The sequence below is a fragment of the Acaryochloris thomasi RCC1774 genome (assembly GCF_003231495.1).
Lineage (GTDB): Bacteria > Cyanobacteriota > Cyanobacteriia > Thermosynechococcales > Thermosynechococcaceae > RCC1774.
Map to the genome: position 1 here is coordinate 1 of NZ_PQWO01000018.1, position 25,743 is coordinate 25,743.

Genomic DNA, 25,743 nt, shown 5'->3' on the forward strand with positions numbered 1-25,743 from the left:
ACGGCTACTTCGGTCGGTTGATCTTCCAATATGCTTCTTTCAACAACAGCCGCGCACTACACTTCTTCTTGGGTGCATGGCCAGTGATTGGAATCTGGTTCACAGCAATGGGCATCAGCACCATGGCGTTTAACCTGAATGGTTTCAACTTCAACCACTCCATCGTTGATTCAAGCGGCAACGTGATCAACACTTGGGCCGATGTTCTGAACAGAGCTAACCTTGGTTTTGAAGTCATGCACGAGCGCAATGCTCACAACTTCCCTCTGGACCTAGCTTCCATGGAATCTACAACTGTTGCTCTGACTGCTCCAGTCATCAACGGCTAATCACGACCTTCTAATGGGACAACTTTAGTTCTCTCGACAATTAGATAAGTGATTAATGAAATCCCGCCCTCAATTGAGGGCGGGATTTTTCCGTTGATTATAAATCCCCACGCTTTAGTCGGAGTCCGATATGGCTTCCACTCCGAAAGAAGGCTGGCGAGTTGGTGAATAAGGCAGTGAGTTACAGGCTCAAGGCCGAGCGCGAAGCTTGTAAAGTTCCGTGGATCTACTCAGGGGGAGTGCTAAAGCAGAGGTTAAGCTAATAAAAACCCCTAGCGGTGAGGCCAGGGGAGATCTAGTTATTTGGGGAACGCTGGGATTTAGTCTGACTCAATCGCATCTTTGAGATGGAAGCTCTAGAAAGCGCTTGAGTTGTCCTTAAATCTGCGTTACATCATCAGTGTTCCCACTTTGATCTCCGATCTAACAGATTGGAGAAATTTTTTTGCTGGAGACTGTGACGATAGCGGAGCGTGAAGAGTGGCAAGCTATTCCAATAATCTGCTTCCTTAAGACCTTAGCTTGGGCTTTCGTTCGTTTCTTGCTTTGCGATCGCAACAGGTATAGCAGTACCCGGCTGAGTTAAAACAGTTCTTCTTTGGCATAGATGAGTTTGAGCCAGTTTTGTGTCCTAATCAGTACTTGTACCGCGACAAGCCCAAGTTTGCCGAAGTCAACGAGCACTATTCTTGTCTCCATCGTCTGTCCCCGAGGAGAGCGGAGAGTCTGTGAGCCTTAGGCTCGTTTGTCTCAATACCTAAGCCGACCCCAGCACTTTTGCTCGAGAATTGCTAATCGTTTGGGGTTGAAACGATGAAAGAATCACGGTCCCTGAAGTATCAATGACAACCGCACGGACGCGTCGTCCGCGAGTGAAATCATGCAGTCGCCCATTCTCTTTCGCCGCAGCGATCAGCCGTTTAACCGGCATCGACTCAGGACTGATAATCGCGATGATCGAATTACCGCGAATCATCTTGTTGAATCCCAGATTAAATAACGAATTCCCCATAACCCCTGTCTCACAGGCCCAATAGGCCCCTAAACAACCCCACCACTAATTCTTTTAACAAATAAAAACCGCATCTCTCTCAGTGAGATTACCGAGAGATAGATTAAGCTTGATGAAGATAAAAAACAGTGAAGCGCATATACGGAGTAAGGCGCAGGATAATGCCCATCAACCTATGAAACGTGGCGATAGGGTCGGTGTGTGTAGTACTTTGGGCACGAATCAAGGCGAATATGTAGCCAAGAGACGCCTAATCCTGAAGTGCTGATCCAGAGAGGCTCGCCGTCGATTGTCTCTAGGTGGTACGAAATTGCTTCACTCAGGCTTTGCCATAAAATGTCTGTGCGTAGATGAGGGGCATTACGAACAAAAATTGCCAGGTGTGCGTGGGTAGAGAGTGGTTCTGCAGGGCAGGGAGCCATCAGTAAAGCATCACCCCCAAGATTGGAAAAAAGACAGATCTCTGTCCCAGCTTCCTGGCGCTCGAACTGCTGAGAAAAAGGGCGTGGATTCGCCACCATGCCGGTTAATGCAGGGGCGTTCACGATCACGCATTCCCATGCCTTCAGTCGTGTGCTTTTGGTAATTGGGGGTGTTTCCCAAAAAAAGGCAGCGTAGGGAGACTGAACGAACACGTTCGTCGTCAAATCACGGAAATCTGAGTCATTTTGCCAAAAATCAATCACCTGTTGCCAAGTGAGGCGCAGATTGGGTTTGCTGTGAGCAGCAAACTGTAGCCGTAGTGTTTGACCCCGATCTAAGCGTTGGCTGTAGGCGACAAAACGACCCTCGGGAGACTGAAGAAAAAGCTCATGCTGCAGTGACATTCCGTTAATAGTTCCGAAGAACGATCGTGATGTTCCAAAGCTATCAGCTTTTCTTCTCCGAGCGTGAACTTCGAGACTGCCCCTTCTCAGCATCGAGGTTGTGAGGTTTAAGGGATGCAGGCCCGTGTTTTAATGGGCGGTTGCCTCAAACCTTTCCGCGAATCTACTGCTTATTAAGTCCCCAATCGTAGTCAAGGTACTTAACCTCATAGTCGCCTTGTTCTAGATATGCTTTATCTTCTGGGCTGACATAATTACTAACGAAGTTGAGTACAGCTCGTTCCTTGTCACTGCCGCTAAACTTGCCTTCAACAGCGTAGCTGGCCTTCCAGTCGTCACCGTACCAATCAAAAATCTTAGATAAAAAGACTTGCTTCTGCTCGCGATCAATCTTGAAACCCGTGTCAGGACGGGCTATCCAAATGTTTGTTTGATCTTCAAGTTGCGCCTCTACCTCTTCGCTGGTGTAGGGTTCATTGCGAAGGATGGGACAACTCATTGCGGCACAGACAAGGGCCGCATGGATGCGAGGCTCGTCAAATTCCTTGCGAATGGTGTCGTGCTCAATATTGTCGAGTGTTTTCTTCTCGCCGGCAATATCATATTTGGTAATGTCCCAAACACCTGTAATATTTCGGATGCTGCCTTTAAGGGGTTCCTGATCAATAATGGCCTGCAGCGTAAACGAGTTATAGGCATTCATCAAAAAGGCTAGTTTCTCAGGTTCACTCCAGCCGCCATATATGTCAGCGGGGACAGCAGCCAGCGTGGCATTGAACCGATCTAAGGCTTCCCGGTCCTGCTGCAGAGCTTCGTAGTCAACTAAGCCTTCGTCATCAACATGGGCCGTCAGAACTGTCGCATAATCTTCATAGGAAAAAGGCTTCCCTTCCTTGATGTTGCTGACAATCTGTGAAGAGGCGGGCTGCTGCAGTTGATTTTCCAACACAGGCACAGTGCAGCCCATTAGGAATAGGCTGGGCAAAAGGATAAGGGATAAACGCCGTTTCATAATCTGTTTTCCGAAGCAGTTGAAGAATACCTACTCACCATAGAACTAGATGTACCTGAGTTTTTAGTGAAAGAATACTGGGCTGTGGTTAAACCTTTTGTGGATGAGTCGAACCTATTGCGGGCATTTCTGTCTCAAATGATTGCTGTTTAAGGGTCCATAGCCAGCCTAGTACGTAGGGCAGCCAAAGTACGGTTCGTTCGCTATTAGAGAGATACCAGGAGAAATCATCCTGGGTCAAAATACGAAAGGGCAGGACAAAATAGACAAAGACGGACAGACTGACTAGGCGAGTTCCCCAATTGCGACTCATGACTGAGAAAGGGACTAACCAGGTAAAATACCAGGCATGAATAATGGGCGAAAGAATCAGTAATAGCCCCAAAAATGCTTCCGTAAATTGACCCAGGGTACGGGATTTTAAGATCAGCCACAGTCCTACACCGCCTAGAGGGATGAGATAGGTCCAGTTATTCCAGCGGAGGACATCAATATTCCCGAGAAGGTGGGGGATCAGTTCGGCGCTGCGACCGTGGGTGACGAAGGTAGAGCTGGTGGGCACAAGGGGGCAGGAACCTTCAAGGCAAAAAGGAAGGGCGGTGATTACCATCGGCAAGCAGACACACAGGAGTATGACAGGCACCCACTTCAGCCACTTTTGTCGTACCGTTCGCCACACTAAGAAACTCAAAATCGGCAGAGAGATCCACTTGACGGCAACGCTGATGCCGAGCAGGAGGCTGCTGATGGTAATCTGCTTTGGCGTTTTGGGTCGGCTGGGTGAGTCAAGCCAGAGCCAGGCGGCGACGAGGGGGAGCAAAAACCAGCTATCGTAGTGGCCGCCACCGGCAAAAGAGTACAGAACAATTGGGTTCCAGGCATAGAGTAAGGTTTTTGCGTGGCCGAAGCGATGACTAAGCAAACCGCAGATTAAGAGGTCGGCGACTACAAAGCCAACTTTAAACAGCAATACGGAGGTAGAAAGGGCTGCTAATCCACGAAATCCCCACTGGGTTAAAGGGGGATAAATGGCTGAGACATCTAGATGGTTGATCTGAGACCACCAATCGGTTCGATACTCAATCAGGGCTTCGGCATTGGGGGCAAGATGGAAGGGACTAAACCCTAGGTTTTGAATACGGCCTTCCCAGAGATAGCGCCAGATATCGTCTCCGGGCTGCATGGGCAGCAGCAGCAGGCGAGCTGCAATAGAGACGGCCCAAAACCAAACCGCGCTGAGACGCTGCACCAGCCAAGAGAGGACAAAGCCCAGTCCTAGAACCGCAGTGCCTAAATAGAAGCGATTAAAGGAGTCTATGGAAGAAAAGTCGCCGTAGGGAGCAATCAGGGCGCAGCCTGCCATGAGCAAGAGGGTGCTCAGCCACAGCCAATGCACTTTTTGAGGAACGGGGTCCGATTGCTGAAGGGGCAGAACGCGCCAGCGACGGCTGTAAAGCTGGCCGAGGGTACTGAGAATTACAATTCCGGCTTGGATGCTGCCGGACAGGGTGCCAGAGATTTTTGAACGTCCGCCCAAACGACGGCGATACCCAACGGGCAGTTCGCTGATCCGTAAGCCGCACTCAACGGCGCGGACCTGCATCTCAACGGTCCAACCGAAGCCGCGATCTTGCATTTGGATTGTGTCTAGCGCTGAGCGCCGAATCAGGCGTAAGGGGCCAAGGTCGTGATATCGATGCTTCCAGCCGAGGGCGATCAGACGGGTGGCGAGCTGGTTGCCAAAGCCTTGGGTTGCTGTCATGGCCGCTCGTCCGGTGGGAGTGGCGCGGCGATTGCCCAAAATTAGGTCATACTGCTCTCGCTGGTCGAGAAATTTGGATAGTTTACTGAGATCATCACTGCCATCACCGTCACAGAAAAAAATCCAGTCGATGTGATGGGGAAGATTTTGTAGTCCTTGCCAGCAGGCTTGCCCGTAGCCAGGAGTGGGCTCTCGCACGACTTCGGCCCCGGTCTGGGTTGCGATCGCAACGCTCTGATCGGTACTGCCGTTATCTACCACGCGCAGGTTGTAGAGACCGTGGGACTGCAGATCGTGGATCACCCCTTTGATGGTGGCTTCTTCATTTAGAACTGGAATAATGACCAGAATATTATTGAGATTGTTCTGATCCGAGGACATAGCTGAAGTCATTTCATTTGTATTTGATAGACTAAACGCCGCAGAGGCGCAGTGTCTTATTTTTTGCTGAGAAACCGAGCAAATGAAGACTAGATATGAAGAAAATGCTCTCCTGAAGTGCCCTAAATGAGTATGAGATAAGACTTCCCTGTGATTCAAATTACCGCCAACCGCTGACTGGATCACTGCATTAGGGTGGGAGATCTAAGAAAGTAGGACTTGAGATTAGTGAGGGCAAAGCGGATATTTGTCTACTCAGATCCACTTTGTTCTTGTCTCCATTTCAAAACTTGGCTGAGATCGCTTTTGCGGGGGAACGCCAAGCATTCATCTACAGTGATTGGTGAAACCAATGGCACTCCTTAATGACAACCGCCCAGCTTCCATCACACCTTGCCAACGGGCGTATCAGACGAAAATACAGGCCTATTTATTCAAAGGCAAGCTCACCACTGCCGAGATTATGCTTTTAGAGATCGAACGGCGTAGGCTCCAGCTCAGTCCTGCAGAAGCCCGCGATATTGAAGCTGAGGTCAGGCGGTCTACCCGTCAGGCGCAGGCGACACGATTGGGGGTGCTCAGCCTCTTTATACTGGGGCTTGGGACGATGACTCTGTTACTGCAGACGCCGGTCGCAAGTCGGCAGGCACTTCCTTTGAGGGCGCGATCTGAATCCTCTGGTGTTGTTCCCGTTGAGACATTCTCGTCTAAGGGACAGGGCGCAGATATTCTAGCGAGAGCTAGACAGATAGCGGAACAAAGAGGAGAGCTGGATGTTGCGATCGCAACCCTTACCCTAATTCCCACCCACAGCCTGCTCTACCCAGAGGTCCAAATCCAGGCTTTGCAGTGGAAACAACAGCAGGCCCAGAACGAGGCCTTTTAGCGCTTGAAGCAAGCCTATACGGCACAAAAAACTAAGCGAACTCCAAGCTGAGACTGGGCATCAACCGTTTCAGGTTCTTGAGAGATTTTGTTTGCCACAGTGTCGTTTCAGAGCCTTGAATCTGCAGCTTCACATTTCCCTGCTGCCTCACCTTGATAACGAACATCGTCAACATACTGATTCCAGAACTGTTCAGGAATTCAAGCCCCTGTAGGTTAAGGGTGAATTGTTCAGCACCCCCCAGGGCCTCAAGCATAAACTCCATGATTGGGTCATATTCTTTCATCCCTGACAACCGCAAGATTCCTTGAATGTGAACGGTTGCAGACTCTGCATCACGCCAAATTGTATAGTCATCTGTCTTAATTTCCACTGGCCACTCCCAAAAGTCTGATTTTTTTCACGTCAATTGCTGTCATGCTTAAACGCCCAATCGCACCGTTACTTTAACCTGAGTTAGGTTTGGGGACTCGGCCACAGGCTCAAAATACCAGCCAAATTTAGCGGAATAGTCTTGGAGCATCGTCAGCATTCCTAAATTGGATTCTCCACTTCCAAGGGCAGACTGCTCTAGCTGCTGCACATAAAGGTCATCAAGATCTGAATTCAGCAATTTTTGAATGAAACTTTGATACTTTTCGACCCTTGATTGATTGGCATAGTTCACCACCTGAAAGATAATTTCTTGCTCATATAGAAATAGCGTGATGTGAATCGCTCGGTCCGTCTCGATATCACTATATTTAACAGCATTCTCAAGTAGTTCATTCGCGATGTAGCTGATAGAGGCTTTGATTGTTTCTCGGCGACTAATCGGTTGCTCTGCATTTTCATCGCCTGGGAAAAAAGTTGAGAAATAGTCACCCAAGAAATCTGCAGATAAGCCATAGTTTCTCCAACGCTCCTGCCGGGGAATTGCGGTTGGAGAGAAATGTAGGGTCAGATACTCTTCAGAGCGAGGAATATTCTCGGAAGTAATACCAAACTGTTGAGGAATAGAAACCTGAGACATAAATCACCTTCTAAAATACTCTAGGTCAAACGTTTGGGACAGAAAATACTTTTACTTCGAATTGATCGCTGCAAATCGATTGCGACCACCCTCCTTCGCCTGATAGAGCTGTTGATCTGCTTGCTCTAGATGATCTATCCATAATTGACTCGGCAAGGGCACCGTACAGGCCACCCCTAAACTGAGAGTGACAACAGCACTGTTCTGTGAACGAGCATGGGGAATTTGGAGTTTTTCAATGGAAGCTCGCATTCGCTCAGCGACCTCGACCGCACCCTGAAGATCGGTTTGAGGTAGAATAACCCCAAATTCTTCCCCTCCGTAGCGGGCCACTAAATCAATGGGGCGCAAAGCCGATTTCCTAAGGGTCAGAGCAATTTGCTTAAGGCAGGCGTCTCCTGCCAGATGGCCGTAGAGATCGTTGTACTGCTTAAAGTAGTCGATGTCGCCTAAAATCACCGCGATAGGTGCTTTTTCCCTAGCCATCTGCTTCCATTGCTGAGTCAAATGCTCATCAAAGCGGCGACGATTCGCGATTTGGGTCAAGCTATCTAGACTTGCTAAACTGATTGCCTCGTCCAGCTTGGCTTCCCACTGCTCATCCACTGCATCCCCGTGATCTACTAGAGTTCGCAGGGTTGTTTCTAAGTCATCTTTCTCCTGCGATAGTATCTCTAGCAGCTTGGCCAGTTGAGCTGCAGTGCGCTGTTGCTCTGCAGACTTAGCCTTGAGCTGTATGTTGACAGCATGGATTTGAGCTTCAATGAGATCGCCATGCTCAGCCGTGGTCGATAATGCAATCTGCAAATCTGTATTCTCTTGCCTAAGCTGCTCAACTTCTCGCTGCAATGCAGTCAGTTGTATCGCTTGCTGGTCTTGTTTAATCTCAGCAGAGTCTATCAACAACCCAATCCCCCCCGTCTTATACCAATTTCCTGTAGATGTGAACTGCTTTATTTTTGAGATTGCTCATTCTGCAAGGATCCTGAGCTTATATCTAGGTCATTCCGCTGGGTAATTGGTATCAGCGATCTTTTGGCTAAACTTTTCACCCTGAAGCGCCTTACCGAGATTAGGGTACCCTTTCCAATATGGGAACTAACAACCGTTATTTAAATAATGCTTAAATGATGTTGAGCTACATCAAAAAGCTGAGGCTGTTCAGCAATATTGGCAACATAATCACTCTCCAGGGCTATTTCATTCCAAAAAGACCGATGATGTGCAAGTCATCTTTGTTCGCTATTTATGTCTTCACTCGCCATCATAGATGCCTTTTCAGCTCTGCCCGATGTCCGTCGCACCGCAGGTCTTCGCCATCAAAAAGCATTCTGTTTAGCCTTATTCACTCTTTCTATTGCAGCCGGTAATCGAGGCTTCCTTTCCATTGGCGATTGGCTCAAATCCTATCATGATGCTTTATTGGAGTTGTTCAATCCCCCCAAGCATCGCTTGCCGTCCTACAGCACCATTCGTCGAGTGCTGTTGGGCACCGATGAATCGCACTTCGCTCAATCCCTAACCCGTTTCTTTGAAATAGCCCTGATCACTCTCAACGCCGCGATCACCTTTGTTTGATCACCACCAGTGTGATGTCATCAAATACTTTCTGTGTCCCGATATGTCGTCGCACATCGTTGATGACTGCCTGCTTGATATCATCAACAGGATGATGCCAATTCTGGCACACCACTTTGCAGAGCTGGTCAGGCCCATATAGCCTATTGTCAATGTCACTAGCCTCAGTAATGCCGTCGGTGTAAAGGACAATGCCATCGCCACGGTTTAGCTGCACAGAGGCATGACTAATAAACTCACCAATCTCATCGACTATGCCGATTGGAAAACCTAAATCAATCGTATCAATACGTTCGATGTTTCCATCTGAACGCATCACAATGACTTCTTCATGCTGGCCGCTGATGCTGAGCTTTTTATCGGCGTAGGTCAAAACTGATAGGGTCAGATTCTTCGTTGAATCCATCCGCTGCACATTCTGATAAATGGTGCGATTTAGCGTTTCCAAGAACTGAACTGGGTTCATCTCTCGCACCTCTTTGAGTGTACGAATAGCAGCTTGGGTCATCACCATGAGAATGCCACTTTCTAGTCCATGTCCTGTCACATCACCGATCCCGATAGTGACTACTCCATCATGATCGAGAACATCATAGTAATCCCCACCAACTTCGTCAGCTGACTCCATAAATCCTGCAATATCTAATTCTTCAATCGCCTTTAATTCCTGGGGCTTGGGCAAAATCATTTGCTGCATCTGACGCAAAAGATCCAGCTCTGTCTCCATTCGCTGATTCTCAGACTGAAGTCTCTGGTTCAGAGTATTAATGGATTTATTTGCCTGGGCTAGCTGCGAGGTCCGCTCTGAAACCTTATCTTCAAGGGTAAGATTAGTCTCTTTGAGCTTCTCCGCAAATTGTAGCGTTGCTTTCTCAGATTTCTGTAGCCTGATCTGTGTATGCTCAAGTGTTTTGATTGCAGTAAATAGCTGCTTTTTCTGATCAGAGAGAGAGGTAATTAAAGCAACGCCCAAAATAACTAGCGTGACGACCCCAATTGTGTAAGCAAGCGTAGTATTGTTCAAAGCCAGCATTGAAACTGAGGCATCTTCAACGCGGATGAAGCGAACTGCTTCCATTCCGGTGTAATGTAATCCACAAATGGCGGCTCCCATGAGGAGCGCTCCCCCTAGCTTTAGTATTTCCTGATCATTGCGCTTTTGTACATAGCTGGCGATCAACAAGGCTGTGCTGGAGGCGAGGACTGCGATGACTACCGATAGCGCAACAATCCAGGGATTGTAATGCATCTGGGCAGGGACACGCATTGCGGCCATCCCGATGTAGTGCATTGTGCCAATGCCCCCTCCCATCAGAACCCCTGGAACAATCAGCGCTAGCCAATTCGCGAACCCTCGGTGCAGACTATAAAATGCTATGCCGGAAGCGATGATTGCTGCCAGCCAAGAAACGACAACGGTGAGTAGGTCATAGGACATTGGAATTGGCAAACGATATGCCAGCATAGCCACAAAGTGCATAGACCAAATCCCTGTCCCCATGGTGACGGAGCCGCCCAGTAGCCACCCAGGGCGAATTTGGTTATCCTCTTCAGACGTTATTCTGCCCGTTAGCTCTAGTGTTGTGTAGGAGGCAAGTAGAGCAATCACAAATGAGAAGAGAACTAAGGGCCAGCTATATTCGCCTATCAGTGTGATCATGTTGTTATTTCTCCTAACTCAATGTGAGATTGCTATCCCACACTGGATTTTTCTGCATGAATACTTCAGTAAATGCACAGCCTGAAGAAGACCTGACTAGGCTTGAACAGGTGGTGCTAAGCATAAAGTTCCCATGTCTGTTCTGACTTGCACATCTGCACAAGTGATAGAGCAATATTTATAATCCTTTTCAAGAGCAAGTAAAACTAGTGAGTTCCTAAAGGCGGATGAGGCGATCTCGCAATATTTCCACTTGCTTTTCGGCTTCAGCCAAAGCGTCTCGAGCACCCTGCACGACCTCTGCTGGAGCCTGATCGACAAACTTAGCGTTCTTCAATCGCCCAGAAAACGACTTGACTTCCCCTTCAGCTTTCTTGAGACCCTTTTCGATTTTGGCCTTGAGTGCACCCACATCCACTACACCACTCAGGGGAATTAGAACTTGAACCGTTCCTTCAACGCCGACAATGGTTTGCGCCAGTTCTCCTTCGAGAACCGGCGTAATGCTTAAAGACTCGACCCTACCAACATCCTTAATATAGGCCTGGCCTGTCGTCAGGGCTTGACGTTCGCGATCGCTCTCACTTTGCAAGATCACCTTAATCGGCAAACTAGGCTTAATATTGGCCTCGGCTCGCAGATTCCGAATCGTACGAATAATGCCAATCAACAGCTCGAACTGTTCTTCAGTGGCATCATCAGTAAACTGCATTATCTCCTTGGTCGATGATTGTGCAGCAGACTCTACAGATTCAGATTCTTCGGCAACAGGCAGGGCAGGAGTATCAATAATTACCGGAGGGGGGGCGACTTTCTTTCTCCACTGGTTGACGGTCTGAATCGTTTCCTTACGATTTTCTTTCCAGAGCAATTTTTGGTAAGCAAACTGAACAATGGCAAACAGTCCCACAAGCTGAAAGAGCGGCTTTGCTAGAGGGAGGTGGTTAACCGTTGTTAGGACTGAGCTTGCAACTTCAACTCCCACTAACCCGGAACCAAATAGAAGCAGCGTAATCATGCCTCTCCGATGCTTGCCAATAAACGTAGCAATCTGCTCTGGAATCTCTAAGATACGTTCGGCAACCACCCGCCAGTCTTCTTCGCCTGCCCCGCTCGGCGTCGCTAAACCAGAAGAGCTGTGGGTCACTAGACTCGTCGTGGTGGGCTCAAATGCTGCTGCAGGAGGTGCGACTTCGATATCTAAATGTGTCGTTGCTATCTCAGGATAAAGCTGACAGGCAAGATATTGCTCCGCCTCTGCCTGGGTGAGTGTCTGCCAAATTTCCTCTGTGATATGAGGCATAAATGGATGCAGCAGTTTCAGCGTCCCTTCTAAGACAAACGCTAGCGTCTGTTGGGCTACCCGATGAGAGCCTGTGCCCTTTTCGCGGAGTCGAGGCTTCACCAGCTCGATGTACCAGTCACAGAAATCACCCCAGATAAATTCATAGAGTGATTTAGAGGCTTCACCTAGACCATAGGCGTCAATCTGCTGACGCGTTTGGGCCACTAGCCGATGAAACTTTGAAAGAATCCAGCGGTCGGCGAGTTCAAGATCTTTTAATGCGGGATAGCCCAGTTGAGCTGGCGTCTGATTCTCTAAGTTGATCAGCACAAACCGAGATGCATTCCAGAGCTTGTTGGCGAAATTTCGAGAGGCTTCGACCGACGATGATTCATCCGTTTTGCGATCGTAGTCTAAGCGGATATCCTGGCCAGCCCCTGCGACTTCGCGAATGAGCGTATATCGCAGTGCATCGGTTCCGTATTTATCGATTAACACCAATGGGTCAATGCCGTTGTTCTTTGACTTTGACATTTTCTGGCCCTTTTCATCCCGGACAAGACCATGAATGTAGACATCTTTAAAAGGCATCTGCTGGGTGAAATGACCCGACATCAACGTCATGCGAGCTACCCAGAAAAAGATGATGTCAAAGCCGGTCACCAGGGTACTGGTGGGATAATAGGTGGATAGGTCTGCCGTCTCTTCTGGCCATCCCATTGTCGAGAACGGCCATAGCCCTGAAGAGAACCAGGTATCTAATACGTCAGGATCCTGGCTGAGCTGGACCTGATCTCCAAACTGTTCTTTTGCTTTGTTCCAAGCCTCTGATTCATCGTGGGCCACAATGAAGGGCGTATTCTCGCGGATCTCACCCTCTGTTTCGCTCACGGCATACCAGGCCGGAATCTGATGTCCCCACCAAAGCTGGCGAGAGATGCACCAGTCGCGTAAATTCTCGAGCCAGTCACGATAGACCTTTGTCCAGCGGTCCGGCACGAAGTTGGGGGACTGCTGCTCATTGAGAAACTTGAGCGTATCGGCGGCCATCGGCCCAGTTTTCACAAACCACTGGGTTGAAATCAATGGCTCAACAGGGACTTTGCCCCGATCGCTGTAGGGCACGCTGTGGCGATATTCTTCGATCTTCACCAAGCAGCCGTCTTCTTCTAGCCGCTTGATTACATTCTTGCGGGCTTCAAAACGATCTTGCCCTTCAAATGGCCCCGCGTTTTCATTCAGCCTGCCGTCCTTATGCATGATGTTGATCAGCGGCAGATCGTGGCGCTGCCCCATCGCAAAGTCATTCCGGTCATGGGCAGGGGTTACCTTGACGCAACCTGTCCCAAATTCAGGGTCAACGTGCTCGTCAGCAATCACCGGAATCTCCCGGTCCATAATCGGCAGCTTCAGGGTTTTGCCAATTAGTTCCCTGTAGCGCTCGTCATTGGGATTGACCGCCACTGCCGTGTCGCCTAGCATCGTCTCGGGTCGTGTGGTGGCGACTTCCACTGCACCTGAACCATCGGCAAGCGGATAGCGAAAGTGCCATAGATGGCCGTCTACTTCTTGCTTCTCGACCTCTTGATCCGAGACGGCTGACTGACTGGCAGGGCACCAGTTGACCATATAATTACCCCGATAGATGAGTCCCTCGTCATACATGCTGACAAAGGCTTCCCGCACAGCCTTTGAGAGTCCCTCATCCATCGTGAACCGTTCCCGTGACCAGTCCACAGAAACGCCTAAACGACGCTGCTGATTCACGATCTTGCCGCCCGATTCAGCCTTCCATTTTGTCGCTCTCTCTAAAAAAGCATCACGACCAATCTCATCACGCGTTTTTCCTTCTGCCTGGAGTTGCTTCTCAAGGATGGAGTGCACCGCAATACTGGCGTGATCGGTTCCGGGCAGCCAGAGGGTGTTGCAGCCGAGCATTCGGTGGTAGCGCACTAACACATCGATCAAAGCGCTTTCAAAGGCATGGCCCATGTGCAGACTGCCCGTGACATTAGGCGGCGGAATCACGACACAGTAGGGTTCCCCTCCGTGGTTAGGGTCGGCTGTGAATACTCCTTTGCTTTCCCAGTTCTCCTGCCACTTGGCTTCAGTGCTGGCGGGATCATATTGGCTTGAGAGGGCGGGCGCACTAGCAATCATAAAGTTGGCTTTGGGTGAGGCGTATTCTATTGATTTTGCCATATTCACGCTGATGAAAACGGATAGAGACCTTCTCGATCAGATCGCCAACAGCGGTGAGTCTAGTTTGTTTATTTTTCTCTCAGGAAACGCTCTGCCAAGATTCAGGAAACTGGCGGATTATTTACACATTGGGTTTATAGTTGGCTCAGCCAGCGACTCTATGGCGTAGATATCAAAGCTTGGGAAACAGAAGTGATGAGAAACCTCAGCATTCAATCAACAGCCGTACTGGTCGGTATTTCCTTGCTGGCGTGCACTACAATGATTCATCCCGTAGCGGCGGCTCAAGATGCAACTGGCTCAGGATTGGTGCAATTCCGGTCGAATTCAAAGACCAAAGAGGATCAGCCTACCTACTATTTCACACTCAAGAACCCCAAGCAGGCGCGACCCATTAAGGCCGTTAGTATTGTGCAAACAGAGAATATTGAGAGGGTCAAGTTTGAGAATCTTTCTCTGCGGGCATTTACAGGGGTAAAAGCTCAGAAGAATAAGACGAGATCGCTCATCCCAATGGGCGGACGGTCTAAAGCTGGAGCCGTGACGGTTGCTTTTGCTGAGCCAGTGCGACCCGGTGAAACAGTGACGATTATGGTGAAGCCTCAGCAAAAGCCCAGGGTAAGCGGGATTTACCGGTTTGGTGTAATTGCCTTTGCCAAACCCTCTGATCTCACGGGACGTTTTTTAGGTTACGGCCAGCTCAATATTTCTCCTGAGAAGTAAGGCATGGGCTATTGAGCACATGCGATGGCTCTAGGCGTCATTGAGCAACATTAGGTACAACCGAATCTAGGGCGTAGATATCACGGCCATTACCTAGCGCGAATGCAATGGAATGGGAGAAATCTTTGCTGTTGCTTGTGGCAAATAACAGGAGAGCCACTCCTGCAAACCCGCAGGCAAGGCCAAACATCGGTCGAATGCCTACCAGCGTTGCCACCGTGCCTAAGCAAGGCCCCGCTAGCGCAATGCCGACATCAAACCCGCTAATGCAAAGACTTAAAACCCGTGCGCGTTCGTGGGGTTCCGAGCGATCTGCCATAAGGGCTGCGATCATGGGAATGAGAGTTCCACTCCCACAGCCTTGGAAGATGCCAGCTAGCAAAAAGGTTAGTTCTGTATGAGCAAGCCAAAGCAGAATCATTGCGAGGCCGTAGCAGCAAAGGCTCATGGAAATAAATCGTCCCCGACCCAGTCGATCGGAGGCTTTACCCGTCAAGACGCGGATCACGAAACTTGCGATCGCAGCGACCGAATAAAACAGTCCTGCATTCAAATCTACTGCCGTCTCACGAATCAACAGCGGCACAAAGGTTGATAGCGTTCCAAAGGTGAGACCGATCAAAAGCATGACCGTTGCTGGAATCTTGAGGCGCGGAGCCTGCAGCAATCCCCAAAATTTCTGTTTTTTTGAGACCTGCGGCTGGACCTCACCTTGAGCTAACCCCTCATCAATCGTGGAAGCTGCCAGCAGACCGACAATGGCTAAGCCTGATGCCAACAAAAAGAGAGGCAGATAACCTGCCCAAGCCTGTAAGAGTCCGCCCACCGTTGGACCGAGCATCACACCAATAGGGTTGATCAGACTCATGTAGCCAATCAATTCTCCCCGCTGTTCTCGTGGTGAGAGATCCACCACCAAAGCTGTATAAGCGGTGGTAAAAGCCGCCAAACTCACCCCGTGGAAAGCCCGCACAGCGAACAGTATCGGCAGCGTTTTCACCCCGAGATAGAGAAGAGGTGCGATCGCAGCGACCACTAACCCAATCTGAAGCACAACTTTGCGGCTACGCTGATCGGCGATCCGTCCTAGCCAAGCGCGAGACCCCAGCAAACCCAGAGCAAAAGCACCCATCACCACCCCTAACTGCTGCTCAGTAGCCCCCAGATCGCCGATGTACAGCGGCAGCGTCGGCAATTGAGAGCCGAGACTAGCCCAGAAGCAAAAACCAGATATCAAAAGAACCACCAGACTCCTTCTGACACGGGGGGCTAGGGTCCAAAAAATCTTCACAGATATACCCTTCAGATTGCGGACAACGGTAGGGAGCTGTTCATCTCTGCCAAGGTTGTCGACGCTCGTTCCTCAACAGTCTAACGAAGTACTTCACTTTTCGTTACATTTAGAGACGTACTGTTAGAGAGATAGGCTTGATGGCTGTCAAAGTAGGGGATTCTGCACCTGATTTCACTTTAAAATCGAACAAAGGGAAGGCTGTAAAACTGCAGAGTCTATATAAACGCAAACCCGTTGTGCTGTATTTCTATCCCAAAGACGACACCCCCGGATGCACAAAGGAAGCCTGTGGGTTCCGCGATAGTTATGAAGTGTTCCAAAAGTTAGGGGCAGAGGTCGTAGGCATTAGTTCTGATTCGGTAGACTCTCACAAAGAGTTTGCGACATCGAACAATTTGCCGTTTCAGTTGCTTAGTGACGAAGATGATCAGGTTCGCAAGCTATACGGTGTGCCTTCAACGTTAGGGATTTTACCGGGTCGAGTCACCTACATTATTGATAAAAAGGGTATTGTCCAAAAGGTCTTTAACTCACAGCTGAACGTGAATGGGCACATCAAAACCGCCATTAAGACCTTAGAGGAACTGCAATAGTCTCCTCGGTAATGGCTGAAGGATAATCAGACTCCCTCTTTCTTTTCTAAAATCGCGACGGCTAAAGGCTGTCGCGATTTTTGTGTTTACGTATCATTCGTCATCAACTCTGTCGGCAGAACAGCGAAAAATAGGCTTACACCATTAACGAGCCATTGGAAAAGCCACTGTGTTTGTGTCATTGCGTAAAAGCACTGTGGTGTGTGGAATACAAGCAATAGAGCCTTATCTTCATCACCATTAATCCATATTGATATCCAAATGGATAAGGGCAAAACTATCCACTTGGGGGAGTAAATGCAGATAAAAATCGGTAATTCTAATAAATAAGCATCTTTACTGACTATTACTTCCAAAAAGTAAAAAATAAGAGGTTCGCCACCTATTCTTTTGTTGGCCGTTGATAAACGCGACTCTCTAATGTCCCACTACTAATCAGGAGTACAAGCATTGGCGTATCAAACTTCCCTGCAGTCTCAAACGATGGAATTGCTGGTTGCTTATCAAAATCAGCCCTCTATACGGCTGCGCAATCGACTCGTTCGCCTGAATATGGGCCTTGTGCGCACTATTGCTCATCGACTCGCTCGCCAATGCGCTGAGCCCTACGAAGATCTTGAGCAGTGTGGATCTCTGGGCCTGATTACAGCGATCGAACGCTTTGACCCGACGCAAGGATATGCCTTTAGCTCCTTTGCCGTACCCTATATTCGGGGTGATATTCTTCACTTTCTGCGTGATCGCGGCAACACCGTTCGCCTGCCCCGTCGCTGGCAGGCACTGCACCGCCATGGGCAAAAAGTTCGGCAAGCTCTCACGATGGAGCTAGGTCGTCAGCCCCGCGATCAAGAATTGGCCAACGCCCTAGATTTATCGATGAACGAATGGCGCTCTGTGCAGCTAGCGGCCTGCAATCGCGTTCCCTTGAGCCTCAATGCCCGTATCTCTCCGAACCAACAGCTACAGTCTGATTCAGCCCTGACGCTAGGGGATGCGCTCGTCGATGCACGGGACCAGATGCAGCAAATCAATGAAGAAGATAGCGCTGAACTTCAGTATGCTTTGGCGCAAATAGAAGAGACAACCCGTGAGGTCATTCAGCTCGTCTTTTTTAATCAGCTATCACGAAAAGAAGTGGCTGAGCACATCGGCGTTAGCCCGGTTACTGTCACTCGCCGCATTAATCGAGGGCTAGAGGAATTGAAGGATTTACTGCAGCAGCCGATGCCAGCAGAAATCTACGGTTAGGCGGCTGGCGCGCCTGTTTTTGACAATATGCCACTGAGTCCTACTTCTGTCCTAACGGGAAGAAGAGCTATGGGCCGGATGTTAGAGCTGGCCGATAATCGCGTCGCTTCTGAGGGCATGGGCTGCTCCCGGCTGCCTTCCTTGATGTGGGGGGGGGACAATTGGCAAGGGAAAGTTTTGTTCCCGTTGTTGCGATCGCAACAACGGTCAGAAGGCTCTGTCGGTTAAGCCGTTTGTTTCCTCTGCGATCTTGCAGCTTTAGGCAAGGCCAATTTGAGAAAATGACCTCTGATGTCTAGCTTTTGTTCATGTTCTCTAACAAAAGATTACAGTTGACTTATTTGTTCAAATAGAACATCTCAGACCTTGTCTGCCGTGCTATAAATAGGTTAAGTGGGGTAAGTAAATTCTTTAGTAAATATATTCTTCAGCATTACTAAGAATCTCGAAAAATCAAATTAAGGCTCACTGTGTAGCATTTAGGGGTTATTACACCGTAAATGCCTTAGCAGAGCTGTTCGCCGTCATTCCTTGGCTGTGAGCAATTGATTCTAATTGAGTTCTCAGTACATTTGTTGTTCGGTGCGTTATCATTTCGCCCCCATTTTCCTGTGCTTTTTTGTGTTCACTGGGGAATTTTCTAGCAGCAGTTTGAAATTACTTTTGCAATAAAGCAATTTGCTCACTCAATAATGGGCACCCTGATGGTGGGGGACGCAAAAGACAGATTTTAATGATGCGTTAAAGCAGGGGCGTGAAGTCGCTGCTGAATTTTTGTGACGCAATCTGTACTCTTGCCGGTTCACCAAAGCTTTATCACCCTTGGCAATTGAGGCTTAGAAATGTTACCCCGACTTGGTCAGTCACGCAAAAATGTTCATGTAAACGGTCGCTCACTCCGGCACCAGTTCTCTCCTCAGCGACTTAATCGGACATCTTGGCGCGGCTCTGTGTTACTGGCTTTAATTTCGATAGGCACGGCGATGCCTCTTATGTTTCAGCCGTCAAGCTTATCGCCAACGGTTCTGGCCAATCAATCACGTTCAACGTCTTCGCCAGAGACATCTGCTGATGACTTAGGCGGTGCCTCGGTGCCCAAAAAAGGGATATCGAAGCAAACGTCCCTGCTGCTCTCTCAACCGATTCAGAAGGTTGCCGCCCACCAGGCTGCACTTGCAGTCGGCCCTGATGTGGGGTCGGCAGTCAGGCAATTTTGTCATCCTCTTGGTGGTTTAGGGGAGCTGACGCAGGGAAATGGCGGGTTGACCCACCAAGGGCGAATGTACTACGCCTATGATCTCGCTAGTCCGATTGGGACACCGGTTTACGCGATGCAGTCTGGGCGAGTGATTGGTATTTATGATCGCTACCCTGACACCGGTGGTGGCCGTGAAAAAAGCAATAAATTTAACTATGTTTACCTGGAGCATGATGATGGCTATCGCTCCGTTTATGTTCACCTACAGCAGGAGTTTAGAAAAGCAATCACGTTAGCCGTGGGGGATTGGGTTGAGGTGGGGGACTTGATTGGTCTCAGCGGTAATTCTGGCTGGAGCGGCGGTCCCCATCTGCATGTCGAGGTGCAGCAGCCGGGTGATTCACCCCGACGATTTACGACTACTGTGCCGTTTGCGATCGCAAGTCAATGTGATGCTGGCCACATCGCGCAGGGCTAAAGGTTAATAAAGCGGCATCTTATCTCTGATCTACAAGCCAGTCGAAGGTGAGGGATGAGGTTGAAGGTCAATCATTGCCAATAATCTCTTGCTATCGAGCTGCGCCGCGATAATTTTTTCTTTCTGAGGCTTGGCTAACGTCTTGATGCGCTTTTCTGCCTGTAGCGCTAGCGACTGATTGCCGATCTCAACTTGATAGACAAGCGTTAGTGGCCCTTTTGCTCGCAAATACTTGGCCCCTCGATTTCCTTTACCCGCATGTTCGGCTAGACGACGCTGTACATCGGTCGTGATTCCCGTGTAGAGCGTTCCCAACCGCGTTCTGATTAAGTAAAGATGCCACTGAGGCATAGGGTATTCAACCTGTGAAAGTCAGTGATATCCTACACCCTTACCCCTAGCTTTTCGCGGGTCAGTGATATTGGTATGGCTCGCTTTCATCCTTGATCTTTGAACCAAGGCGCACCGAAGATTAGGAATTAATCAGGACTTTAAAGACAAGCAGATTGATGGCTATCAACAGAACAATCAAATTTGGGCTTAGCGAGATCCGTCAAGTTTTTGCCTCATGACCCTCATTGTTGCGGGAGAACGGAGCGGGGTTGGCAAAACTACAGTGACTTTGGCGCTGCTGGCAAGTCTCAATCGCCAGCGGCAGGTACAGTCCTTCAAGGTGGGGCCGGACTATATCGATCCCATGTTTCATGAGGCGGTAACGGGGCGATCCTGCCGAAATCTCGATCCCGTACTCACGTCAGAGCAGTATGTACAGCAGTGCTTTGCTCGGCACAGCGCAACGGCAGACCTGAGCTTAATTGAAGGCGTTATGGGTCTCTTCGATGGCGCGGGGGATAGCGACTGGGCCAGTACGGCCCACATCGCCCGTCTGCTAGCGGTCCCGATTTTGTTGGTAATCGACTGCAGCCATCTTTCACGATCTGTCGCGGCGATCGTCCACGGGTATCGGTCCTTTGATCCGCGTTTGAGGCTGGCGGGCGTGGTCTTGAATCGAGTGGCCAGCGATCGCCACCTTGAGGTGTTGAAAGGCGCATTGGCCCCGCTTAATCTTCCGGTGCTGGGGGTTCTCCATCGCAATGCGGGGATCAAGATTCCTGATCGCCATTTGGGGCTGGTGCCCACGGATGAGCTGCAGGGGATGGAGAAAATTGTGACGCAGTTGGCGGATGTGGGGGACCAGTGTTTTGACTGGGAGAGGCTGATGCCGCTATTGATGAGTCCTAAAAAGACGCTGGATGCTAAACCTAAACCATTGCAGGCAAAGGAGAGGAGGGTTCGGGTTGCGATCGCAAAAGATCCCGCCTTTAACTTCTACTATCCCGACAACTTAGAGCTACTAGAACAATCAGGAGCAGAGTTAGTTTTCTGGAGTCCTCTTAAAGATTCAGCCCTCCCTGCAGATATTCAAGGAATGTATTTGGGCGGCGGTTTTCCTGAAATGTTTGCAGCAGCGCTGGCAGAGAATGAACAAGCGCGGCAGTCTGTAAAAGCCGCTGTTCAAGCAGGGTTACCCACCTATGCTGAATGTGGCGGTCTTATGTATCTTTGCGAATCCCTACAGGATCTAGAAGGTCAAACCTATCCGATGGTCGGTGTCCTGCCTACCACTGTCTCGATGGGGGCTAAGCTAACGCTGGGCTATCGCCAAGCAACGGTGCAGCAGAACACGCCTTTGCTCAGCAAAGGCGTTCAAGTCTGGGGCCATGAGTTTCATCACTCTCAACTGAGTCAAACTTCGGCCCACCCCATTTATGATCTGTCTGGCTATGGCGCTTCAACGCTATCGGCCCGTGAGGGCTGGAGCCTCTTCAATCTGCACGCTTCCTATGTTCACCTGCATTGGGGCGTTCATCCCGAAATTCCCCAGCGGTTTGTGCATCAAGCTGAGCAGCAGTCAGGTCTCTGAAGCCCTGTGCCCAAAGAAATCGATGCGATAGTCGGTAATCTTGATACCGGTGTGCTGCTCAATTTGCTCAAGTAAATCTGTGGGGAGCTGAACGTGGATATCAAGGATTTGATCGGTATCGATACAGTTGACGTGGCTGTGGGAAGCGCTCACGTGACCATAAAGGCGACCATCTGCCCGATCTAGACACTCAATAATCCCCTGTTGCGAGAGCGCTTCTAGATTTTGATAAACCGAGGTGTGACCGATATCTGTTCCCTGGCGGTTGAGGCGATCGTAAATGTGGCGAGCAGATAGGTGCTCCTTCGCATTCCACAGCAGCTCTAAAATGGCTCGTCGCTGGCGACTGAGGCGCATACCTAGCGACTGACACTTCTCTAGTGCATCCTCAAGAGACACCCCTGCCTGCTCAATAATCAGACCACCCTGAGACTTAACCACAATGTTTTCCCACTCAATGCATTACTTTAATGATAACTAAAGTCAAACCGCTTCCGCATTACAGGCTTAGCCTTGATGTCTTTTGGACTGGGGCTTGAAAGAAAATCATCGTTCCAAGGCAAGTCTATGATAGAACCTGGGGCTACCGCTGCTCTTGCAAACAGGTGACTTAAATTCAATGACGACGACAATTGCGCTAACGGCAGAGCATATAGATGCTCTAGATCTATCTCCTGCTCAGGCTGTGATTGATCCGTGGCTGCAGACGGGCACTCTGGCAAGCCAGACCCAAGAGATCAAGTTTCAGATTGATTATCCTCAAGAGGCCGATCAAACGCTTGAGTTTCCTGAGATTCCTGAGGTACGACTCTGGTTTATGCGCCTTGACAGCTATTATCCCTGGTTTCCTTGGCTGTTAGATTGGCAATCCGGTGAGCTAGTGCGCTACGCCGCGATGCTGGTTCCCCATGAGTTTAATCCAAAAGAAGGGATTCAATTTAACCCCCAGGCCCTGGATATTTTTGTCATGCAAAAGATCTTTGTGAGCTTCCGGTGGTTGAAGAATCAAAATATTGAAGGGGAAAGCAAGCTCAAACAAATGGCAGAGATGTTCGGATATGAGTTGAACTCAGAGCTGTTTTCGCTGCTGCGTTAGTGATGGTTTCTGCACTGTTATTCAGGTTTTAGCGGATGGCTCTGAGAGGATTTTGGAGAGTCAAACTGACTGGGAACGTGTAGATGCAATGACAGATGAAGACATAGAAGCAGCAGCACTTTCTGATCCAGATTGTCCACCTAGTCGTGTTGGGCAGTTCCGACGTCACGCATCTCAGAAGGCTAAAGCATCTTCAGATTGATTCAAGATGCGTTGATCACTTCGTCCGCAGCTTTTTCTAGTGCTTCATCCATCCAGGCATTAATGCTTTTCCCAGTCTTAGCTGCAGCGACAAAAAGTTTGCGGTGCCGGTCTGGAGTGGTTCTCAAGGGTAACTTGCCCGAAAAAGACTTAATCTGGCTCCTGCCCCAATTCCTGACAAAATTCTAGATAGTCATCAACTGAGTCTTGAAAAGCTTGCTTGGCTTCAACAACGGTATCGCCCTTAAAAGTCACTACATCGCGGATGCCTAAAACTCTGCCGAAAATTAATCCTGCTTCTATATCAATATTCAGTTGTCCGGTATAGCCTTTGTAGTTCAGCATTTTTAATATTCTGACTCTGACTCTGGCTCAATGCCAGCATTGACCAAAAATTCTCTGACTGATTTGATCGTGCCCTTATCTGTCACTCGCTGTGGATGAGGTTCATGAAAGACCGCGCGCTGTCCATTGAGCAATACTCGAACCCGACTGCCTCGACCTTGAGTAACAGAGGCTCCGAGTGACTCAAACAACTTGGCAATATCTGCCCACGGAAGATTCGCTGGGACAGGATCGGTAAAAATTAACCGAAGCGTTTTCTTCTGCTTGTTGTTCATTTATTCGTGATATCAATCAATGATATCAAAGCAAGTCTAGCAAAGTTGATCGATACTAAGTCATAGGCTTCAAGTCGTTTAGGGGCCTGCAATCTTCAGCAGGAGACTGTTAACGATTGCGAACCTTACGATAGCCCCATCTTTGTGACTGAGTCTGTGTTCAATCAACAACCTATTACTCAAGATCTTGTTCTCATTGGTGGTGGACATAGCCATGCGATCGCAACTCACCAATTCATCATGCAGCCCCTGCCAGGAGTCCGCCTTACCCTGATCAGTGCTGGCTCCAATACGCCTTACTCAGGGATGCTGCCCGGTCACGTCGCCGGTCTCTACAGCTATGACGAATGCCATATTGACCTACGTCCCTTAGCGAAAGCAGCCCAAGCTCAGTTTTATCTCGATCAGGTCATCGGTCTAGACCTAGAAAATCAGCGTGTGCTTTGTGCAAACCACCCTCCAGTGGGTTTCGACGCTGTCTCCATCGATATTGGCAGCACCCCCGCGCTACCCGATGTACCAGGAGCCGCCGAGTACAGCATTCCCGTAAAACCCTGGGACCAGTTCCTTGCCCAGTGGCAGCGTTTGATTGCTCAAGTGAAGCTGGCCCCCACCCAGCCCATCTGTCTTGCAATTGTCGGAGGGGGGGCCGGAGGCGTAGAACTGGCCCTCACGATTCAATATCAGATCCAGCAGATTTTGCAGAGGGCTGAGCAGCCGCTCGATAACGTTCAGATTCATTTGTTTCATCGCGGCGATCAGGTGATGACCGGCCACAACGGCTGGGTTCGAAATCGATTTCATCGCATTTTGACGCATAAGGGCGTCCACCTTCACCTCGAAGAAGATGTGCAGGAAGTCCACGCCGGGATTGTTTACTGTCGGTCTGGGTTTAAATTGACTTGCGATCGCATCTTCTGGGTGACTCGCGCTTCGGCCCCCCTCTGGCCCCGCACCTCAGGACTCGCCACTGACGATCAAGGCTTTATCCAAGTCTCACCAACGCTGCAGTCCCTCTCCCACCCGCAGGTATTTGCCGCCGGGGATATCGCCGCCATGGTTCAGTCCCCGCGCCCCAAAGCAGGCGTATTTGCCGTCCGTCAGGGCCGCCCTCTAGCGGAAAATCTCAGACGATTCCTGGGCGGTGAAACCTTAGAGAAATATCGACCTCAGCGCCAGATTTTAGGATTGATTAGCACCGGCGATCGTAACGCTGTTCTCTCCTGGGGACCGCTCCCCTGGGGCTGGGAGTCCCCTTGGCTCTGGCGCTGGAAAGACAAGATTGATCGCAAGTTCATGGATCAGTTTAAAAATCTGGCAATGCCGAGCATGGCTCCAACCCCCGTTGCTGCTGAACCTGTTATGTACTGTGCCGGATGCGGCTCCAAAGTTGGAGGCTCTGTCCTAGAGCGGACGCTACAGCGGGTCCAAAAAGCTCAGCCCTCTATCGCAATTGAGGGAGAGGTGATCATTGGACTGGATGCCGCCGATGATGCCGCCATCGTCAGCGTTCCAGACGGACAGGTGATGGCCCACACGCTAGATTATTTTCGTAGCTTGATTAGCGACCCGTTTATCTTTGGGCAAATCTGCACCCACCATAGCCTCAGTGATTTATTTGCGATGGGAGCCACCCCGCAAACGGTTTTGGCGCTGGCTTCACTCCCCTATGCTAGCGATGCCAAGCTAGAGGAAACGCTGTTTCAGCTTTTGTCTGGGGCAACGCAGGTGTTGCATGAGGCGGGGGCGTTATTGGTAGGAGGCCACACCACTGAGGGCAACGAGTTGGCTTTTGGATTGTCCTGTAATGGCGTTTTGAAACGCGATCGCATCCTCCGAAAAAGCGATCTCAAGCCTGATCAGGCACTGATAATGACGAAACCCTTAGGCACCGGCACTCTCTTCGCAGCAGATATGCGCCTGCAAGCCAGGGGCCGCTGGATAGATACAGCCGTTGAATCCATGCTGCAGTCGAATCAGGCAGCGGCGACCTGCTTGATCAAGCATCAGGCTAGCGCCTGCACCGATATCACCGGGTTTGGCCTCCTCGGACATTTATTAGAAATGGTCAAGGCCGCTCCTGTCTCAGTCGATCTCGACCTTGATGCCCTCTCACCTTTACCTGGCGCAATGACCTGTCTCGAACGAGGTATTTTTAGCTCACTCCATCCGCAGAATCTGCGTGCAGGTCAACAGATCGAGAACGTCAACGAATCTCAAACCCACCCCCACTGGCACCTCTTGTTTGATCCCCAAACCTCTGGCGGATTGCTGGGGGCTGTTCCCGCCGAACACGTCCTCGACTGTCTGGCCGATCTTCAAGCCTTGGGCTACTTGCACAGCCGACAAATTGGCTGGGTGATTCCCTCTAGGCCACTAGCGCAGCCTGTACGCTGTGTGATATCACGGCGTCGCTGATGCC

The 25,743-nt window shown here is 49.8% G+C and carries 23 protein-coding genes and 2 pseudogenes; 11 read left to right on the top strand and 14 right to left on the bottom strand.

The genetic code is table 11. The features are described 5' to 3' along the window. Positions 1 to 329: pseudogene (locus tag C1752_RS21450) on the top strand (photosystem II q(b) protein); the annotation flags it as partial. A 757-nt stretch (positions 330 to 1,086) separates the two neighbouring features. On the opposite strand, the gene C1752_RS21455 reads toward C1752_RS21450, so the two are convergent. The 4 genes from C1752_RS21455 to C1752_RS21470 form a co-directional block, all read right to left on the bottom strand. Beyond that, the gene (locus C1752_RS21455; protein WP_110988105.1) at positions 1,087 to 1,341 is read right to left on the bottom strand and encodes an extracellular matrix/biofilm biosynthesis regulator RemA family protein; all 255 of its coding nucleotides are present in this window, start codon (positions 1,339 to 1,341) and stop codon (positions 1,087 to 1,089) included. Between the two features lie 173 nt (positions 1,342 to 1,514). Next, on the bottom strand, positions 1,515 to 2,168 hold the full coding sequence (locus C1752_RS21460; protein ID WP_110988106.1) for a DUF6940 family protein: 654 nt from the start codon (positions 2,166 to 2,168) through the stop codon (positions 1,515 to 1,517). A gap of 163 nt (positions 2,169 to 2,331) precedes the next feature. Next, positions 2,332 to 3,180 carry a DUF547 domain-containing protein gene (locus C1752_RS21465; protein WP_110988107.1) on the bottom strand — a complete coding sequence of 283 codons (849 nt, stop codon included), beginning with the start codon at positions 3,178 to 3,180 and terminating at the stop codon, positions 2,332 to 2,334. Between the two features lie 88 nt (positions 3,181 to 3,268). Next, entirely contained in the window at positions 3,269 to 5,323 is a 2,055-nt protein-coding gene (locus C1752_RS21470) for a glycosyltransferase family 2 protein (protein WP_110988108.1), read from the bottom strand. Positions 5,324 to 5,675: 352 nt separating this feature from the next. Between C1752_RS21470 and C1752_RS21475 the strand changes: the two genes are divergently transcribed. Further along, complete coding sequence (locus C1752_RS21475; protein ID WP_110988109.1) at positions 5,676 to 6,209, top strand: hypothetical protein; 534 nt, start codon at positions 5,676 to 5,678, stop codon at positions 6,207 to 6,209. Between the two features lie 31 nt (positions 6,210 to 6,240). On the opposite strand, the gene C1752_RS21480 is transcribed toward C1752_RS21475, so the two are convergent. From C1752_RS21480 to C1752_RS21490, 3 genes are read right to left on the bottom strand one after another with little or no spacing between them, the layout of a single operon-like run. Then, entirely contained in the window at positions 6,241 to 6,582 is a 342-nt protein-coding gene (locus C1752_RS21480) for a slr1659 superfamily regulator (protein ID WP_110988110.1), read from the bottom strand. Between the two features lie 48 nt (positions 6,583 to 6,630). Continuing rightward, positions 6,631 to 7,221: a slr1658 family protein gene (locus C1752_RS21485; protein WP_110988111.1), complete on the bottom strand. Its 591-nt coding sequence runs from the start codon at positions 7,219 to 7,221 to the stop codon at positions 6,631 to 6,633. Positions 7,222 to 7,272: 51 nt separating this feature from the next. After that, positions 7,273 to 8,124, bottom strand: a complete 852-nt coding sequence (locus C1752_RS21490; RefSeq protein WP_233501803.1) for a diguanylate cyclase domain-containing protein — start codon at positions 8,122 to 8,124, stop codon at positions 7,273 to 7,275. A gap of 345 nt (positions 8,125 to 8,469) precedes the next feature. Here C1752_RS21490 and C1752_RS21495 point away from each other — a divergent pair, with 345 nt between their 5' ends. Then, positions 8,470 to 8,799 (top strand): transposase family protein, encoded by a 330-nt coding sequence (locus C1752_RS21495; protein ID WP_110988112.1) that lies wholly within the window; start codon positions 8,470 to 8,472, stop codon positions 8,797 to 8,799. Here C1752_RS21495 and C1752_RS21500 read toward each other — a convergent pair. Continuing rightward, complete coding sequence (locus C1752_RS21500; RefSeq protein WP_110988113.1) at positions 8,786 to 10,459, bottom strand: MHYT domain-containing protein; 1,674 nt, start codon at positions 10,457 to 10,459, stop codon at positions 8,786 to 8,788. The genes C1752_RS21495 and C1752_RS21500 overlap by 14 nt on opposite strands. A 217-nt stretch (positions 10,460 to 10,676) precedes the next feature. Then, a complete protein-coding gene (locus C1752_RS21505; protein ID WP_110988114.1) occupies positions 10,677 to 13,904 on the bottom strand; it encodes a valine--tRNA ligase in 3,228 nt (1,075 codons plus the stop codon). 303 nt (positions 13,905 to 14,207) lie between these two features. On the opposite strand from C1752_RS21505, the gene C1752_RS21515 reads away from it, so the two are divergent. Next, entirely contained in the window at positions 14,208 to 14,669 is a 462-nt protein-coding gene (locus C1752_RS21515; protein ID WP_158535161.1) for a DUF2808 domain-containing protein, read from the top strand. A 37-nt stretch (positions 14,670 to 14,706) separates the two neighbouring features. Here C1752_RS21515 and C1752_RS21520 read toward each other — a convergent pair whose 3' ends face one another. After that, positions 14,707 to 15,960 carry an MFS transporter gene (locus tag C1752_RS21520; RefSeq protein WP_110988117.1) on the bottom strand — a complete coding sequence of 418 codons (1,254 nt, stop codon included), beginning with the start codon at positions 15,958 to 15,960 and terminating at the stop codon, positions 14,707 to 14,709. A 140-nt stretch (positions 15,961 to 16,100) separates the two neighbouring features. Between C1752_RS21520 and C1752_RS21525 the strand changes: the two genes are divergently transcribed. The 4 genes from C1752_RS21525 (at position 16,101) to C1752_RS21535 (ending at position 19,480) form a co-directional block, all read left to right on the top strand. Then, entirely contained in the window at positions 16,101 to 16,556 is a 456-nt protein-coding gene (locus C1752_RS21525; protein WP_110988118.1) for a peroxiredoxin, read from the top strand. Positions 16,557 to 17,006: 450 nt separating this feature from the next. Continuing rightward, positions 17,007 to 17,804 carry an RNA polymerase sigma factor SigF gene (locus tag C1752_RS21530; RefSeq protein WP_110988119.1) on the top strand — a complete coding sequence of 266 codons (798 nt, stop codon included), beginning with the start codon at positions 17,007 to 17,009 and terminating at the stop codon, positions 17,802 to 17,804. Positions 17,805 to 17,873: 69 nt separating this feature from the next. Next, positions 17,874 to 18,032, top strand: a complete 159-nt coding sequence (locus C1752_RS28560) for a hypothetical protein (protein ID WP_158535162.1) — start codon at positions 17,874 to 17,876, stop codon at positions 18,030 to 18,032. 614 nt (positions 18,033 to 18,646) lie between these two features. Next, positions 18,647 to 19,480 (top strand): M23 family metallopeptidase, encoded by an 834-nt coding sequence (locus C1752_RS21535; RefSeq protein WP_233501804.1) that lies wholly within the window; start codon positions 18,647 to 18,649, stop codon positions 19,478 to 19,480. 30 nt (positions 19,481 to 19,510) lie between these two features. Here the strand turns inward: C1752_RS21535 and C1752_RS21540 are convergent, their stop codons facing one another. Then, on the bottom strand, positions 19,511 to 19,831 hold the full coding sequence (locus C1752_RS21540; RefSeq protein ID WP_110988120.1) for a GIY-YIG nuclease family protein: 321 nt from the start codon (positions 19,829 to 19,831) through the stop codon (positions 19,511 to 19,513). A gap of 217 nt (positions 19,832 to 20,048) precedes the next feature. Here C1752_RS21540 and C1752_RS21545 point away from each other — a divergent pair, with 217 nt between their 5' ends. Then, a complete protein-coding gene (locus tag C1752_RS21545; protein ID WP_110988121.1) occupies positions 20,049 to 21,404 on the top strand; it encodes a cobyrinic acid a,c-diamide synthase CobB in 1,356 nt (451 codons plus the stop codon). Here the strand turns inward: C1752_RS21545 and C1752_RS21550 are convergent. Continuing rightward, entirely contained in the window at positions 21,393 to 21,761 is a 369-nt protein-coding gene (locus C1752_RS21550; protein ID WP_110988182.1) for a Fur family transcriptional regulator, read from the bottom strand. The two genes, C1752_RS21545 and C1752_RS21550, sit on opposite strands and share 12 nt — an antisense overlap. A gap of 262 nt (positions 21,762 to 22,023) precedes the next feature. Between C1752_RS21550 and C1752_RS21555 the strand changes: the two genes are divergently transcribed. Continuing rightward, positions 22,024 to 22,500 (top strand): CRR6 family NdhI maturation factor, encoded by a 477-nt coding sequence (locus C1752_RS21555; RefSeq protein WP_110988122.1) that lies wholly within the window; start codon positions 22,024 to 22,026, stop codon positions 22,498 to 22,500. 203 nt (positions 22,501 to 22,703) lie between these two features. On the opposite strand, the pseudogene C1752_RS30360 reads toward C1752_RS21555, so the two are convergent. Both C1752_RS30360 and C1752_RS21565 read right to left on the bottom strand, forming a co-directional pair. Next, positions 22,704 to 23,046 (bottom strand): annotated as a pseudogene (locus tag C1752_RS30360) (type II toxin-antitoxin system HicB family antitoxin). Positions 23,047 to 23,048: 2 nt separating this feature from the next. Next, positions 23,049 to 23,321, bottom strand: a complete 273-nt coding sequence (locus C1752_RS21565) for a type II toxin-antitoxin system HicA family toxin (RefSeq protein WP_110988123.1) — start codon at positions 23,319 to 23,321, stop codon at positions 23,049 to 23,051. Between the two features lie 156 nt (positions 23,322 to 23,477). Between C1752_RS21565 and C1752_RS21570 the strand changes: the two genes are divergently transcribed. Next, a complete protein-coding gene (locus C1752_RS21570; protein ID WP_110988124.1) occupies positions 23,478 to 25,739 on the top strand; it encodes a slr1591 family oxidoreductase in 2,262 nt (753 codons plus the stop codon). The last annotated feature ends 4 nt before the right edge of the window (positions 25,740 to 25,743 follow it).